The following is a 15003-nucleotide window of genomic DNA, read 5'->3' as shown; positions in this document are numbered from 1 at the left end:
GAAACTTTTAGGATGACTTCAACGTGAGGAACAATAACGTCACCGTCTGGACCATGGGCCTTACGATGTCTTCCTCTGGAAGCGTCATCGATGGCAATACGTTCACCAGCCCCGATCCCCTGGAGGGGATCGGGATAGAATTTGCTTCTGCAGCGGAAACCCTGATCGTCAACAACACGTTTGCCGATTATAAACTCGGTTTCTTCTATTCGGGAGGATCGGCGGGAAACAACTGCATCTATCTGAACAGTTTCATTGACAATTGGGACATTGAGCAGAATGGTGCAGACCGGTACAACTCTACCGAACCAGTCCCGTACACCTACAACGGTCAGACTTACTCAAGTCCGCTCGGTAACTACTGGAGCACCTACGACGGGTGGTATGCTGAGGATGCCAATGGAAATGGCATCGGCGATACGCCGTACGGATGCGACGGGTATCCCCTGATGGGACCCTGGAATAACGGGGAGATCACGTACCTCGGGGGGGAATAACTCCTCCCCTGTACGTTGACGATTCCGGGAGAACCGGCCGCTGCCCGAATTGTCGTCGGGGGTTGAGGCGCGTCCCTCCTTCTGATGTCTCTTTTCCGGATGGTGCAAAGGGAGCACTCCCGCAAACAAGACTGGAACAACCCTGTGGAGTTACACTAAAGAAGAGCATGGTGAAACAAATTCAACCTCCGCTTTTCTCGTCTACCGCCGCTTGATTTCTGGATTGTGAAGCGTCCGTGAGCGGAGTGCGGTGAATGGTGCACGTTCCTTTTGAAAAGGGGTGCAGGAGCAATATTACGTCCCGATTCGACAATCTGTGCTGCCGTCGTCCAGTTCGCCGGGAACCGATTCCTCTGGGTCTCGTGATAGGCTGGAGAGCCGGGGGTTCCCGGCGATTGAAAACGCAGAAGCAAAAGAGGGCGAATCACACCGCGAAAAATCGGTTCTTTACCCGGAAAGCCGACGTTGTAAACACCAACTTCCGGGATCAAGGCGCCCGACAACGCTTCGTTCCGATCAAGAGGATATCCGGATAACGTTGAGAAAATCGAGGGTGGGGGCCGCTCCCCCGCCATATCCCATTCACAGCGGCGGGAGATGGCAACGGCTCTCTGTGGTCATAAATTACTGGTGAAGCGCGTGCCGGGTGTTCTATTCAATCCCTGAACAATACCTGATAGGTTGCCGACTCTGCCCCAAAGAAGTTCTTGCAAAATTCTGCCGCCTTCGAAGGCTCGTATTCTTTGCAACTGAAGATATCGAGGTAGGCTGCGTTGGTCTCGTTCGCGAAGTGACCGGAGATCAGCGACGTCTCGATAAGCTGGGTCATGGAGAAACCTGCGACCCTCTCGTTCGGGCCGAAGTGTATGATCTGCGGTTCACCGAACCTCTTCATGTCGATGAGGTCACAGAGTTCGATGATGAACCGGTGAATCTTTTCCGCGTCCCTGATCGATACCGGATCGCATCCTTTCAGGTCCACACTCGTGTACAATCCCCAGCAGTCGCGTTGTCTGAACTGTGCGACGATCTCTGCGTCGCTTACTGCCTCTGCCATAACGTTGCTTGCCACAGCGTTGTTTGTCATTACCTTGCTTGCCATGATCTCACCTTCGAGATGATCTTCTGATCGATTGATCTCTGTAGTTTTCGATAGTTCAGATTTTAAACTTATCCATTGCGCTAATGGAGAATAACGGTTATTTCTCGGTTACGGCGGAGATATTGCAGCGTATCTGAAATTATAACTCATATTTTTGATTGATTTTGAAATTGGTGACTTTACATTGTTTATTTGTCGCTGAGTGTGAAAAATATAGTGTATTTTTCATACCGAGTATGAATTTTTTGAACAGGCACTTTTTCACCTGCAGACCGTCCTGAAGGGGTTCACGGGCGATCAGGGCTTGAGAAAATAATCCTTTTTCAGGTACGGTTTCCAGGTTTCTTTTCGGTGGTGAAAAACCAGTACGGCAGGATTTGAAAACTTTCACTCCCGCACCGGCCGATACCCCGGGCGAAAGGCAATCGGTCGATGACTACGGGAGTGTCCTGTCGGGCTCAAAGGCCGGGCGTATCCCCCGCATACCGCGCACCCCCGGCCCCTCCGTCCGGCACTCGCCGGGGTGCTGCGGGCGGCACCCGCCGCATGCCTCACCGGAGGTGTTTGCTCCCCGCCGCGACCTGTGCAAGCGTCCGCCCGGAGACGACCGACCGCGGCTCCGTCGCAACCGGGTCCCGTCCGGGGTCCGCCTCCGCATCGTCCTTCTTCACGAGCAGCCAGGCCTCGCTCTTCCCGGTCCGGAAGCGGGTGAGGGCATACCCGCCCCGAACCTTCTCGCCCTCGAGCCAGACGGAGATGTGACCCCGCCCGAGCGCCTCGGCGGCCCCGACCTCCCGCCCGCCTTTCTGCGTGAGGTTTCGGTAGGTCCCCCGGTCCCAGACGAGGACCGTCCCCGCCCCGTAACTCCCCGCCGGGATGACGCCCTCAAAGTCGGCGTAATCGAGCGGGTGGTCCTCTGTGGGGATGGCGAGGCGCTTCTCTTTCGGGTCGGGGGAAGGCCCTTTCGGGACCGCCCAGGACTTCAGCACGCCGTCGACTTCCAGGCGGAAGTCGTAGTGGAGCGTGGTCGCGTCGTGCTTCTGGATGACGAAAATCGGGCGGGCGAGAGCGGCCTTTGTTACACGGTCTTCGTCGGGTGTATCCGATCCTGCCATACAGGATACTCCGGCACCACCCCGGATAAGCGTTGTCCCGGTCAGGGGTTCCGGCCGGACGACGGGACAATCCTGATGTTCATCTTCTCCGAACCGATGATCAGGATACCCTCCCCCGGCTGGAAGTTGAGGAGGTCCTTCTCGCTCACCTCAAAGAATTTGGCGTTTTCCTGGGCCTGTTTCTTGTTTTCGGCCCGCATACAAAACTTCACGGCGATGTTTGCAAGGATCTCCTCGTTGAAGTGGGCGATCAATTGCGACGCGAGGATGAGTGAGACCCCGAATTTCCGCATTTCGGTGGCGTATTTGTTCAACACCGCCTTGATCGACGTCTTCGAACCGCTCTTCTGGCTCACCAGGAGTTTCGCCTCGTCGACGATCACAAAAAGCCGGAACTTTTCCCGGTCGTTCTCCGTCCCGCGCGGGATCTCGCCGGTCGCCTGGAGGGTGTAGTAGATCCGCCGGAGGAAGAGGTCCGCAAAGAGGTAGCGCAGGTTCTCCGGGAGGGCGTTTAAGTTGATGTGGGTGATCCCGCCGGAGAGGATCGTGGGGATTGAGATCTTCTCCTCCCCCGAGAAGAGTTTATAATCGAAGATGTCCTCAAGGTAGGCCGGGATCGCCTCGTCCTCGCAGGACATTATCTCGCTCTCGATGTTGTCGAAGTCGAGCACCCGCTTCCAGGTTTCGGTCTTCCCCGTAATCCCTGAGGACCGGTAGCAGTCCTTGATGATATTCTTGATCTTCCTCCGCTGCTGGATACCGAGCGTCGGGAAGTTGATGGAGATGGCGTCGACGAAGTCCGAGGTGGCCCGGAGCGGGGTGATCTCGTCGATCTCCGGGTCGAGTTCCAGCGGGTTGAAGTAATACTGCCCGCCCTCGCGGATCTTGTAGGACCGGACATTCCCCGTGCTCGCGGCCATGTCGCCGTGGAAGTCGATCAGGACGACCGGCATCGCCTGTGCCGCCAGTTCCGCGGCGATGCATCGGATCGTCTCGGTCTTGCCGGCGCCCGAGCCGCCGAGGATGATCATGTGGCCGTTGTTGAGCCTTCCCGGCGACCAGTTGACCCGTCGCCCATCCTGAGCGTGGCCGAGAAAGACGTCGAGCCCTCCGGGGCGGGGAACAACTGTCGGAACATGCGACGGTTCGTCAGAACGCCGCTCCTCTGGAACGGCGTTCGAGCCCCGGAGGTGCGATTGACGATGTTCCGGAAGGACGGAACTGGAGAAGCCCGAAGGTGAGACCGACGGCGGTTCGTCGGCGTCTGATGAGGCAGGGGCGACCGGCTCATCCTCTTCTTCCTTCTCTTCTCCTTCATCGGCAAAGAGGGCGTCGTCCCATTCGTCAACCGCCTCTTTTGCCGGAGGCACGGGCGCTGCGATCGTGTCCTCTTTCGGGACAGGGGGCACCGCTTCTTTTGGGAAGGGCGACTCCACCACCGGTTCCGGTGCCGGCCGCTCGATGACGATCTTCGCGGCAACGTCGGTCATCAGCGTCCGCCCGAGGTCGCGGAGGTGTACATCGTAGAGATTACGGTCCTTGACGATGAACCGGGCGAGGTTAACCCCGTCGTCCTCGCGCACCCCTTCAAGGATGTAGATGGCATCGGTAAGCAGGGAAAGCACTCGTGAGAGTTCGCGACGGTGAGCCGGTAATGCCCGGATACGGTCGTAGTCTTCGCCGCAGGCGAGGTAACGCAGAACGGTGAACGTCGAGTAAAACGACTCGATGAGCATATCGTAGTGCTCCCGGACGCCGGGGTCGATCGTCTCGAGCATCTCCTTGAGGATGTACGCAAACTCCGGCGGGAAGGTATAGACGACACCGTCGGCCCCGCGTCCGTCGAGGTCGTAGGCGTAGGCGAGGACTGCGCACCCCGCAGCCTTGAGCCGGGCAGCGAACCGCTCGCACTCCGAAAACAGGCCGGGGGTGTTATTGAGGAGGAAACCGACGAACGTCTCTTCGGTGCGGGGGAGTGCCGATGGGAAGGTCTTGTTGACGTAGGACCCTTTCACCGTCCCTGCGAGGAGGACCGGGACGACTTCGTTGATCTCGTGAGCCAGGGCCGGGATGTCCAGCGCCCGGATCCGTGCCTCCACAAGCGGCCGGGCGATCGCTTCACCGGCGGGAGTTGCCCGGATCACCGTCGTTCCCTGCCAGGAGACGGACCTGATCAGGTCGACCTGCGCGAGGGCAAAGAGAGGCCCTGAGGTATAGGCGTAGCAACTCTGTTCGACCACGCCCTCCCCTTCTCCCCGGGACGATGCACTATTCTGGGCGATATAGATGTAGAGGAGGGTCTCGACGATGTCGCGGACCTCCTGCACCCTGAAGTCTCGCAGGGATTCGGTGACTGCGGGGGGAAATGATCTCACCAGAGCCGGGGTCTCTGTATCCGCATAGCCCATCGCTTTGAGTGCTTCGACAAGATCTGTTGACACGGGTTCACCAGTGGATGCGTTCTTGCGGCGCCGGGGCCGCTCCCGGGCAGGCACCTGCCGCGTGACGCTCGACAGTACCGCATCGCCCGACACGGGCCAGGGTGGGCAGCCGCTCCGGCGAAGCAGGCAGTGGGAATAGTTTTGCTGTGTGAACTATTAAAATAGGCTGTTTTGCATAAAATCGCCCGCATCCCGAAGAATACTCACATAGCAGAGAGACACCGCCCCCCGTCTCTGATTTCATGCCCTGCGCCCCATCTCCAATGGGACCATCTATTTTCTCCCGAAATTACCAAAAGATCTCTTTAAATCGGCAGATAACTATTATGGTTATAATTTTATATTATGTATATTATATATATCTGTAGTTGAGGTGGGCACCCCGTGACTACCCTTACCGAACAACAGCGCACGATCGTCATCATGATCCTCCTGGGGATATCGGTCTTCCTGACCTACTACTTCCACGCCGTCCTGACGCTCGGGACCGTCTTTTCACATTTCTTCTACATCCCGATCATCCTGACCGCGCTCTGGTGGGAGAAACGGAGTATATTGGTCGCTATCTTCCTCGGGGGGCTTGTCGTCGCGAGCAGCTTCCTCTACAGGCCGGACCTCCTGACCCTGAACGATTACGCACGGGTCCTGATGTTCGTTGTCATCGCCTTCGTCGTCGCCACCCTCTCCGAACAGCTCAAAGGACGGGAACGCGAGGTGAAGAAACAGAGGGACCTCGCGCAACGTTATCTGGATGTAGCAGGCGTCCTGTTTGTCGTTATCAACGCCGACCATACCATCCGGCTCATCAACCGGCACGGCTGCGAACTGCTCGGCTATCAGGAGGAGGAACTGCTCGGGAAGGACTGGTTTACGACCGTCGTTCCGGAAGCGGTCCGGGAGACGCGGCGGCAGATCTTTGACACCGCGCTCGCCGCCGGCACACCCCTGCCCGACCGGCGAGAGAGCCCGGTCATCACGCGGAACGGCGATGAGCTGGTCCTCGCGTGGCAGGACACCGTCTTTGCCGGCGACGACGGCCGGCCGGTCGCGATGATCGGTTCGGGAGCCGATATCACCGACCGGATCCGGGCGGAGGAAGCGTTGCGGGCGGCCCATAACGAGGCAAACCTCTACCTCGATATCATGGTGCACGACATTAACAACGCGAATGCCGTCGCTCTCGGTTACGCCGACCTGCTCTCCGAGCTCCTGGGAGAAAAAGAGAAGCAGATGGTTTGGAAACTTCGCAAAGGCATCAGCCGGAGCATCGAAATCATCCAGAACGTCACGACGATCCGGCGGCTGCATTCCAGCGAGACCGCGACGAGACCCGTCGACCTCGACACCGTCATCCAGGCGGAGATCGCCCACCACCCGGATGCCGGGATCGTCTATACGGGAAAGCCGGTCCAGGTCATGGCCGACGACCTCCTTCCGGAGGTCTTCTCGAACCTCATCGGCAACAGCATCAAGTTCGGGGAGCCCGGGGTCGAGGTCGCCGTCCGGGTCGAAGAGGACGATGAGACGGTCGAGGTCTCGATCGAGGATACCGGACCGGGGGTGCCAGATGAGGTCAAGCCCTCTCTCTTCACCCGGTTTATGCGGGGCACGAATGCCCGGAGCGGGAAGGGACTCGGCCTCTACATCACGAAGATGCTCATTGAGCGTTACGGCGGGAGCATCAGGGTCGATGACCGGGTGCCGGGGCATTCCGGATACGGTGCGGCGTTCCGGTTCACCCTCCGCCGCTACGACCGGCCGTGGGAGCCGCCGACATCCCCCGCTGCACCCGCGGCGGCCGGGCCGATCAGCTGGTCACCGCCAGACCCTGACCGGGTTGAGGGTGGCGTCGATGATCAGGTCAAAGTCGAATGCGTCGAGCCAGCCGGCCCTCTCAAACATCTGCATGAAGCAGATGCCCACGACCTTCGCCCCGGGATGAGCGCCGACGGTCGCCTGCAGCATCTCCTTCACGCCGGGGACACCCGGGACGCCCGGCATCGCAAGCCCGCCCATCAGGACGATCACCTTCGGGTCGACGCGGATCGCATCGCCGGAGACCTGCATCCCGACACCCGCGACCTGGCGGATCACCCTTGCCCTTTCTTCGTCCGCCTCGGGCACATAGACCTGCTCGATGGGGAGGTCCCGGACGGCAAACCCCAGGAGTTCGATAAAGGGGGTGCAGGCGCCGGGGCAGCCGTAATAGACGACCTGGTCGCCCGGGGAGAGCCCCGCCTCGCGGAGGTATGCCTTGAACGGCCGGAGCATCCCCGGGACGCCGGAGAGTTGCTCTTTTAAGTCCATAAGGTCAGGTTATCGTCGCAGCATATACCGTTTCCGGATGTGGTCTACAGCACCCCGCATCCGGAGAGGTGATAGAGCCTGCGGACCCGTTCGGCCGCCTCTTCCGATACCGCCTTCTGGATATGGATGAGGGCGGTATCGAGGTCTTCTTCCGGCATGCATCCGAGGTCTTCCCGACCGGAGAGGATCTGGTCGGTGAGGTAGCGCCAGTCTTCGTCCGAGAGGCGGCCGGCCCGTTCCGCAAAGTCTTTTTCGTCGACGGCGATGTGATTAGAGACCGGCGGGAGGATCGAGTGGAACTCGTGTCCCGCCTCCGGGCAGAGGATGCCGCTGTATTCGGGGGCCAATTTCCGCAGGATGGCGAAGTCCTTCTCGTCAAGTTTGCGCGTCATGATTCCGTTCACCCCAACCGGCCTTGCAAAAACATTCGTTTATTGCCGGCTCCGAAAGAGGGCAGGCATTTGTTTCTGCTCAAGCGCCCGTCCCTCGCCGTACGAATGGTTGCGACCGGCATGATGTCCCGGGAGAATGTGGGGGTGAGCGGTATTTATCTTGCGGGGGTGAAGGGGGTGGAGCGGGAAGACCCCACCCTTCAGGGTGGGGATGGCACGGCACAACCCAAAGGGTTGTGCCTGTCAGGAAGATGCGGAGCATCTTCCGTGAAGCGGAACCGCCCTTCCTGTAATCAATTTCGATACGATAATTCTTCTATCAATCCATCCAATAATGCTCTATCTGTGTTGCGATAACCAAGCAACCTGGTATCAGGCGCGGAACGCGCCGTTGAGCCTGTGGACCTGCCTCAATGGAGGAAGAATGAAGCAGGAAGCCGCGCCCAAAAGGCGCGGGGTAGTTCACCGTTGTGGGAAGGCGTCCGGAGAGAAAAAGCCGGACCACCTGCCCGAAGGTCTCGCACACCTCCAGACGTCATTGCTGTTCCTCAAAAGAAGCATGAGGACATCGGGGTCGACCCTGCAACAGGGGATACCTTCATTGTTCCCGGAGACTCCCGGGTCTTTCATAACGTCATGCCGGAGAGGCCGGGAGAAGAGGGGTCGGGTGAGCATCGAAAGAGCGGTCGGACGTCTGGAGGCCGGCGATGTGTTCAGGGACTGGCTGGCTGGCGTCCTTTGGGACCGGCTTCCGGAGCCGGACGACGAGGCCCGGGTCTACCGGATAGAGCCGGCGTCGCACGTCGTCTGCCGCTACGAATTTATTGATGCGGGCATCAGCGTGATCGGCAAGTTTTTCGGCGCGCCGACGGGCGCGAAGACCCGCTATGACGCGAATGCGGCGATGATGAACGAGTTTCACCTGCTCCGCAGCATAGCACGGTGGGTCCGCGTTCCCGGCGCACTCGCGACGAACAGCCGGTTTCATGCGGTCCTCGTGACCGAGTATGTTCCTGGCAGAACCCTGCGGGAACTCCTCGCGGCGGGTGAGTCCCTCTACGAACCCCTGACCGGCGTAGCGCACCTGCTCCGTCGGCTCCACGAGAGTACGCAGACCTCCTGCGACCGGGAGCGCGATTTTGCCTACTTTCACGCGTTGCTCGATCAGAACGGCCTTCCGGCACCGGGGAGAGAGAGGTTCGGCCGTCTTCTCGGGGCGTGGCGGCACAGCCCGCGGATCTGCCCCGACGCAGGCTGCGTGGTCCACGGCGACGCCACGCCCGGCAACTACCTCTTCGACGGCGGCACCTGCGCGGTCGACTTCGAGGGCTCCAGAGACCACGCGCACCCGATCCGCGACCTCGGCATTCTCGCTTCCGAGATCAAGGCCTCGCCCGGGTCCGCCCGGGCGGAGGACTATATCGGCCACCTGCTCTGGCACTACAGCAACGGCGAAGAAGAGTTCCGCCGCAATACCGCGCAGCTTCCCTTCTTCATGGCGCTCGGCTATCTCAGGATCGCACGGCTGCCCTGGCGGGCGGCAGAACGTGACTGGCTGCTCGGGGAGGCAGAGGCGTGTCTCGCCGCGGGCCCCGGGTAGCGAGAGTCCTCCATCGATATCCCGATACGATAGAGGCCCTGCAGGCGCTTTTACGCCATCTGCGCCCGGATGTGCTGCACCGTCTCCGGATACCGCTTTCCAAGCCGGCCCTCTTTGAGGTTTTCCTGGATAATCCACCGGATATCTGCGTCATCGAGAGTCGCAAGCTGCCGCAGGTACTCAAAGCCGATCCCGGGGAGGGCGGCGATGACCGGACTGAGTGTGTAGCCGAGCGCTTCCCGAAGCGCTCTGAATGCCTCGGACTCCCTCTCCTTTGCCATATATACGCGGATCAGAGTCTTGCGGTGGAACCGGAACGCGGCCTCCGCGAAGTCCGGCTCGGCCAGCAGGTCCGGTTCGGCAACCCCGGTGATCACGGCCCGCATGGCAGGCCAGGACCCCCCTTCCACCCAGTCCTCCAGTCCCGGGACTGTCGTCTCCCGCTGGAGGGAGAGGAGGTCCCGGATCGCCATTGCCGCCGCCTCCCGGACCCGCCGCCGCGGGTCGACCGCCGCCTCCGCAAGGTGCGCGAGCGCCGCCTCAACGCATTCCGGTGAGAGGGACCCGATCGCTCCGATGCCCCGGACACCGCAGAACGGAAGGAACTCGTGGGGGTCGTCTGTCGGCGCATCTTCCGGGGAGATGCAGGATAACTCGACGCAGAGGGTCCACAGGACCTGGTTATCGTCGGCGTCGGCACCTGCGAACTCCCGCACGGTCTCGCTGAATGCTCCTGCAAGTTCCAGGTTTGCCCGGGGCCCCGGCAGGTTGCTCCCCGCGACAAGGTAGGTGAGAAGATCCTCGGCATTCCCGCCTGTAAGGAAACTCGAGAGGAGCCGGGCAATCTCCCTGATATAAGACTCTTTGCGGGTCATTGTCTGCAGAGATCAATGACTCACAGGCAGTAAAAATGATCGCTACCCGGCGACCAGGGTTGCAACAAAGGCATCAAGTGCCGCGTAGACGTTCTCGCCGTTCCGCGCAGAGATAGGGTGCACCGTCTCTCCGGGAAGGTCCCGGCGGACGGCTTCGGGCACCGCGCCCGGGCAGTCGCACTTGTTCGCCATGAACACGAGCGGCACGTTGAGCGCTTTGAGGTAACTGTAGAGGTGCTGCGTCATCGCGTCTACCCCGGTGGTGGCGTCAACGACGATGATCGCGCCGTCCATTCCCCGCGAGAGGATCTGCCGGACGAACTCGAACCGCTCCTGCCCCGGCGTCCCGAAGAGGTAAACCGCTTTATCCCTCACCTGTAACCTGCCGAAATCGAATGCCACCGTCGTGGGACCCTCGTTTGAGGTCGCTTCGATGTGGCGGCTCCGGGGATCGAGAGCCTGGATGAAACTGGACTTTCCTGCATTGAACGACCCGAATACGACGATCTTGAGCCTGTCTTCTGCCATCACCCTTGTATCTGCACGGAGGCGTTTTAGGGTTTCGTTATGATAACGCCGTAATGAGGGTAAAGACGCCTCCGGACCACTCTTTCGCGAATTGTTTTTCCCATGAACACGATGAGCGAAATAATCACTCGACAGCGCCGTGACTCCACAGAGCACCGCTACGTGATTGTCCGCACCTCTTCCGGTCGTCCTCCCGGCGCTCTCCCGACCGTCGTCACTCAAAACCTTTCGGGTCTCTCAAACTCCGGTTATTGCTGAAAAAAGATATACTGCTAACCCCAAAGTACCGGGTATGGGGTCGGAGGAGACGGACGTCGTCGCACAGGAAGTCATGACCGCCCTGGATACTCTCTTCCTTGCAGAGAGGCGGGCAAAACTCCAGGTTGCTGCTCTTGAAGAGCGGCAGTATCCTCTCGCCGCGACGTTCGGGATGGTCCGGGAGATGGAGGCCGAGAGCGCCATCGAAGAAGCTCTCGCCGGATTTGGTTTCGAGTATTACACCGTCGGCGACGATGCCGAACTCTGGATCTCGGACGAGCACGGGCTGATGGTCTTCCTCTCCTTCACCACCACGGACGGGCGGTATTACAACTACAGGATCGTCGCGTTCGACGTCATCGGCGAGGACAGGGAAGAGGATGCATGACGTTCAGGCGGCGGGGCACTCCGTCGCCCGCCGTGCGCATATCGTGCCGGGTGCTTATATACCGTAAACGACATCTGGTCTGCAGCAGAAAGTAGTGGTGGGATCACAATGGAACGTTCGATAAAACGCCTCATGGAAGATCGAGAGAAGCGATGTGAGGAGAATCTCGGCAAATACATCGAGCAGCTCGGGCACGAGAGCACTCCCTACCGGTTACGGGCGGTCGAGGCGCTGGGGAATTGTGCCGATGCGCGGGCGGTCGAGCCGCTGATCTCCGCCCTCTCCGACAGCGAGAACGAGGTTCGCTGGGTCGCGGCGCAGGCGCTCGGGAAACTCCGCGACGTGCGTGCAGTCGACCCGCTGCTCCCCCTTCTCGCCGACGCGGACCGATGGGCGCGGCGCGGCGCCGCCTGGTCGCTCGGCGAGCTCGGCGACCCTCGCGCGGTCGACCCGCTCCTCCCCCTCCTTGCAGACAGGAAAAAAGACGTCAGGCTGACCGCCGCCGATGCGCTCGGCAAACTGCGTGATCCCCGGGCGATCTCCGCCCTCTCCGCCGCTATCGAGGGCGAGGAGGAGCCCGAAGTCCGGACGGCGATCCGCCGTGCACTCCGCGAGATAACCGGCGAGGCGATGGTTCTTTGACCGGAGGAAACGGGCGGGAGAGGCTCTTTCGCTACTACCCGGAAGATTTCGGTGCGCTCCCCGTGAAGGTCGTCCACATGGACCTCACCTTCGACGTCTACGACGGCCACACCCGGGTCGTCTCCGCCCTCACCGCCGAGACCCTTGCGTCGCCGCTTGCATCCCTCCCCCTGAACGCCCGGGACCTGGATATCCTCAACGTATCCGCCGACGGCTACACCGTCGCCCATACCTACGACCGCGGCGCCGCGATCCTCACCGTCACCTTTGATCCCCCCGTCCCGCCCCGGACCCGGTTCACCCTCAACACCGGGACGGTCTGCCGTCCGAGCAGTCACGTCCTCGAAGGGCTCTACTACGACGGGTCGTGCCCCGGAGGAGCGCCCACTCAGATCACCCAGTGCCAGCAGTGGGGGTTCCAGCGCCTGGTCCCCTGCCTCGACGACATGACCGCGAAATGCACCTACACGACGACGATCATCGCCGATGACGAGTATACGAATACCATCTCAAACGGCGACCCGGCGGGGCCGCGGCTTCCCGGCGCTCCCGGCCGCTCCGTCCAGCGGTACGAGAACGTCAAAACCCCGATGGCCCCCTACCTCTTCTTCCTCGGGGTGGGGTGCTACGACACCTGCCGGCGGGAGTTCGAGTATCCCGACGGGCGGACGTTCACCCTCGAACTCCTCGCAAAACCCGGTTCCGACCCGGGTGCGGCCGGGCGTGCGCTTGATATCCTTGCAGACGCGGTGATGTGGGTGCACCTCTTCACCGGCCCCGCACAGTACCGCGACAGAGAAACCCGGAACGAGATCTGGCGCCGGGTGCGGGTCCGGGACGAAGCGAAACGCTCCGGGGACCGGGCAGCCCTCGAAAGATCCCGGGAGGCTCTCTCCCGGCTAATCGCGACCGTAACGCCGGGATATGCCTACACGGGCGCGGTCTACCGGGAGATCGCCATGCAGAACTCGGACTTCGGCGGGATGGAGAACGTCGGGAACACGACCATCGCTGCAAACCGGATCATGCCCGGTTCGGACGTGACCGACCCGGCCTTCGAGTACATGGTCCGGGTGAAGGTCCACGAGTACTACCACAATGAGAACGGCTCCGAGGTGACGGGGAGGAGCCCGTTCGAGATCTGGTTGAACGAGGCGGTGACGGTCCATATCGAGAACCAGTATCACGCCTTCCTCTTCGGCGAAGCCTACTCACGCCTCCAGACCGTGCTCGACCTCCTTGAACCCGAAGCCGGAACGCTCGTCCTCGACCGTGGTGCAGGCTCGATGCCGATCGAGCCGGACGGCTTCAACGATCCAAACGACCTCATCACGGGCGTCACCTACGTGAAAGCTCCCGAGTTCGTCAGGATGATCGAGACGCTGATGGGAAAGGAGACGTTTGCGGAAGGGCTCGGCCTCTACCACGACCGGTTCCGGCATGCGAACGCTTCCCGCGACGACTGGATACGCTGCATGGAAGAAGTCTCGGGACAGGACTTTTCGGGGATGGCGGCGGCCTGGCTGAAGGAGACGGAGTACCCCGTCCTCACCGTGACCCCTGCCTACGATCCCGCAGCCCGGCGGTTCGTCCTCGCCTATCGCCAGAGCCGTTCGCCGGGCGGCCGGACCTGGGAATTCCCGTTCCGGTTTGCACTCGCCGATGCCGACGGCCGGGACCTTGCGGACCGGACCGTCCGGATCGCGGATGAGACGGGGGAGATCCGCCTCGACGATGTCGACAGCCCGGCGTTCCTCTCGCTCAACCGCGGCTACTCCTTCTACGGCAGAGTGGCGTACCGGCCCCCGGAAGACGAACTCTACCTTCAGGTGCAGAGAGACGCCGACCTTATCGGCCGGTTCACCGCGTTTTGTGCGCTCGCCGACCGGGAGATGGTCCGCCTCCTCGAAGACCCGGATGCCGTGGTTTCCGGCCGGTTTACCGACCTCTGCCTCGGTCTCCTCGCCGACGACCGCCTCATGGAAGAAGCGGGCGGCCAATTCCTGACCATCTTCCCGTCGGTCGAAGACGAACGGTTCAGCCACCACTACCGGGCGCTTCACGACGCCAAAAGGAAGATCCTCGCCGCCATAGCCGCACGCGGCCGGGACACCCTCCTTCGCGTCTACCGGCGGGCGGCGGCGGGTGTGCCCGGCGGGTCGGACACCCTGGAGGAAGAAGCCCGGGCAATCCGGCGGCGGCAGAGGAAGAACGTCAGTCTCGCGATCCTCGCCACCCTGGACACCCCCGAAGTCCACCGGCTGATAGCCCGGCAGTTCCGGGACCGGGAGGCGACGGCTGCAACCGACCGGCTCGTCGCGTTTCGGCTGCTCCTCGAGAGCAGCGCACCCGAGCGGCTGGAGACCCTCGCGGCGTTCTCCACCGAATCGGCCAGAAACCCGGTCGCATGGGAGTCGTTCCTCTCCGCGGTCGCCGGGAGCGACTGCGACGACCTGGTCGCCGTCCTCCGCGGGATCGAGCCCTCCCCCGCCTTCTCGATCGAGCAGGCCGACCAGCAGCGGGCGCTCTACGGGCGGTTCGCGCTGAACAGGAAACGGTCGCTTGAGACCGAAGAAGGACGGGCTTACCTTTCCGGGGTGCTCCGGCGGCTCGCCCCGGTCAACGAGTACAGCACCGTCCGGGCCCTGGATGCATTCGCGTTCATCGACGGAATGGAGCCCCGCTATCGGGTGCCGGTCGTCGCGGTGCTCGCGGACCTCCTCTCCTCCTTCGACCCGGGAGCATACCCGTCGGTCTACAACAACGCCCGCCGTTTCCTCCTCAGGGCCCCGGAGGCCGTCCGGGCCTATGAGGCGGAGTACGGGGAGATCCCGGCGCTCCGGGGATTCAGACCCTGA

12 protein-coding genes and 1 pseudogene are annotated in these 15003 nt (G+C 61.5%); 6 read left to right on the top strand and 7 right to left on the bottom strand.

Going from position 1 to position 15003, the window contains the following annotated elements; translation table 11 throughout:
- Positions 1 to 23: 23 nt before the first annotated feature.
- The gene (locus BRA42_RS07995; protein WP_292408416.1) at positions 24 to 497 is read left to right on the top strand and encodes a NosD domain-containing protein; all 474 of its coding nucleotides are present in this window, start codon (positions 24 to 26) and stop codon (positions 495 to 497) included.
- A 655-nt stretch (positions 498 to 1152) separates the two neighbouring features.
- Here BRA42_RS07995 and speD read toward each other — a convergent pair.
- From speD to BRA42_RS07980, 3 genes are all read right to left on the bottom strand, one after another.
- Positions 1153 to 1599, bottom strand: coding sequence for an S-adenosylmethionine decarboxylase (gene speD / locus BRA42_RS07990; protein ID WP_292393857.1), 447 nt, complete (start codon positions 1597 to 1599; stop codon positions 1153 to 1155).
- Positions 1600 to 2150: 551 nt separating this feature from the next.
- Positions 2151 to 2714, bottom strand: a complete 564-nt coding sequence (locus BRA42_RS07985) for a DNA polymerase ligase N-terminal domain-containing protein (protein WP_292393855.1) — start codon at positions 2712 to 2714, stop codon at positions 2151 to 2153.
- 41 nt (positions 2715 to 2755) lie between these two features.
- The gene (locus tag BRA42_RS07980; protein ID WP_292408413.1) at positions 2756 to 5155 is read right to left on the bottom strand and encodes an ATP-binding protein; all 2400 of its coding nucleotides are present in this window, start codon (positions 5153 to 5155) and stop codon (positions 2756 to 2758) included.
- Between the two features lie 423 nt (positions 5156 to 5578).
- On the opposite strand from BRA42_RS07980, the pseudogene BRA42_RS07975 reads away from it, so the two are divergent.
- Positions 5579 to 6892, top strand: a pseudogene (locus tag BRA42_RS07975) (PAS domain-containing sensor histidine kinase); the annotation flags it as partial.
- Between the two features lie 78 nt (positions 6893 to 6970).
- Here BRA42_RS07975 and BRA42_RS07970 read toward each other — a convergent pair.
- Together BRA42_RS07970 and BRA42_RS07965 are read right to left on the bottom strand one after the other, a co-directional pair.
- On the bottom strand, positions 6971 to 7426 hold the full coding sequence (locus tag BRA42_RS07970; RefSeq protein ID WP_342770816.1) for a DUF2124 family protein: 456 nt from the start codon (positions 7424 to 7426) through the stop codon (positions 6971 to 6973).
- An 80-nt stretch (positions 7427 to 7506) separates the two neighbouring features.
- Positions 7507 to 7854 (bottom strand): hypothetical protein, encoded by a 348-nt coding sequence (locus tag BRA42_RS07965; RefSeq protein WP_292393851.1) that lies wholly within the window; start codon positions 7852 to 7854, stop codon positions 7507 to 7509.
- A gap of 667 nt (positions 7855 to 8521) precedes the next feature.
- Here BRA42_RS07965 and BRA42_RS07960 point away from each other — a divergent pair.
- Entirely contained in the window at positions 8522 to 9454 is a 933-nt protein-coding gene (locus tag BRA42_RS07960; protein WP_292393849.1) for a phosphotransferase, read from the top strand.
- A 50-nt stretch (positions 9455 to 9504) separates the two neighbouring features.
- Here BRA42_RS07960 and BRA42_RS07955 read toward each other — a convergent pair whose 3' ends face one another.
- Complete coding sequence (locus BRA42_RS07955) at positions 9505 to 10329, bottom strand: hypothetical protein (protein ID WP_292393847.1); 825 nt, start codon at positions 10327 to 10329, stop codon at positions 9505 to 9507.
- 42 nt (positions 10330 to 10371) lie between these two features.
- Positions 10372 to 10857, bottom strand: a complete 486-nt coding sequence (locus BRA42_RS07950) for a GTP-binding protein (RefSeq protein WP_292393845.1) — start codon at positions 10855 to 10857, stop codon at positions 10372 to 10374.
- A 292-nt stretch (positions 10858 to 11149) separates the two neighbouring features.
- On the opposite strand from BRA42_RS07950, the gene BRA42_RS07945 reads away from it, so the two are divergent.
- The 3 genes from BRA42_RS07945 to BRA42_RS07935 all read left to right on the top strand — a co-directional run bounded on the left by BRA42_RS07945 (position 11150) and on the right by BRA42_RS07935 (position 15003).
- Complete coding sequence (locus tag BRA42_RS07945; protein ID WP_292393843.1) at positions 11150 to 11503, top strand: hypothetical protein; 354 nt, start codon at positions 11150 to 11152, stop codon at positions 11501 to 11503.
- A gap of 108 nt (positions 11504 to 11611) precedes the next feature.
- Positions 11612 to 12145 (top strand): HEAT repeat domain-containing protein, encoded by a 534-nt coding sequence (locus BRA42_RS07940; protein ID WP_292393841.1) that lies wholly within the window; start codon positions 11612 to 11614, stop codon positions 12143 to 12145.
- Positions 12142 to 15003: a M1 family metallopeptidase gene (locus BRA42_RS07935; RefSeq protein ID WP_292408410.1), complete on the top strand. Its 2862-nt coding sequence runs from the start codon at positions 12142 to 12144 to the stop codon at positions 15001 to 15003. Before BRA42_RS07940 ends, BRA42_RS07935 begins: the two co-directional genes overlap by 4 nt.

Source organism: Methanoculleus sp. UBA374, from assembly GCA_002508705.1.
Classification (GTDB): domain Archaea; phylum Halobacteriota; class Methanomicrobia; order Methanomicrobiales; family Methanoculleaceae; genus Methanoculleus; species Methanoculleus palmolei.
The sequence above is the reverse complement of the archived record's forward strand: the minus strand, read 5'-3'. Positions and strand labels throughout refer to the sequence as shown.

What these genes read in the sequence shown, in the direction of transcription:
- BRA42_RS07950 (WP_292393845.1), bottom strand. Translation starts at nt 10,857, where the DNA reads ATGGCAGAAGACAGGCTCAAGATCGTCGTATTCGGGTCGTTCAATGCA.
- speD (WP_292393857.1), bottom strand. Translation starts at nt 1,599, where the DNA reads ATGGCAAGCAAGGTAATGACAAACAACGCTGTGGCAAGCAACGTTATG.
- BRA42_RS07940 (WP_292393841.1), top strand. Translation starts at nt 11,612, where the DNA reads ATGGAACGTTCGATAAAACGCCTCATGGAAGATCGAGAGAAGCGATGT.
- BRA42_RS07945 (WP_292393843.1), top strand. Translation starts at nt 11,150, where the DNA reads ATGGGGTCGGAGGAGACGGACGTCGTCGCACAGGAAGTCATGACCGCC.
- BRA42_RS07955 (WP_292393847.1), bottom strand. Translation starts at nt 10,329, where the DNA reads ATGACCCGCAAAGAGTCTTATATCAGGGAGATTGCCCGGCTCCTCTCG.
- BRA42_RS07970 (WP_342770816.1), bottom strand. Translation starts at nt 7,426, where the DNA reads ATGCTCCGGCCGTTCAAGGCATACCTCCGCGAGGCGGGGCTCTCCCCG.
- BRA42_RS07965 (WP_292393851.1), bottom strand. Translation starts at nt 7,854, where the DNA reads ATGACGCGCAAACTTGACGAGAAGGACTTCGCCATCCTGCGGAAATTG.
- BRA42_RS07985 (WP_292393855.1), bottom strand. Translation starts at nt 2,714, where the DNA reads ATGGCAGGATCGGATACACCCGACGAAGACCGTGTAACAAAGGCCGCT.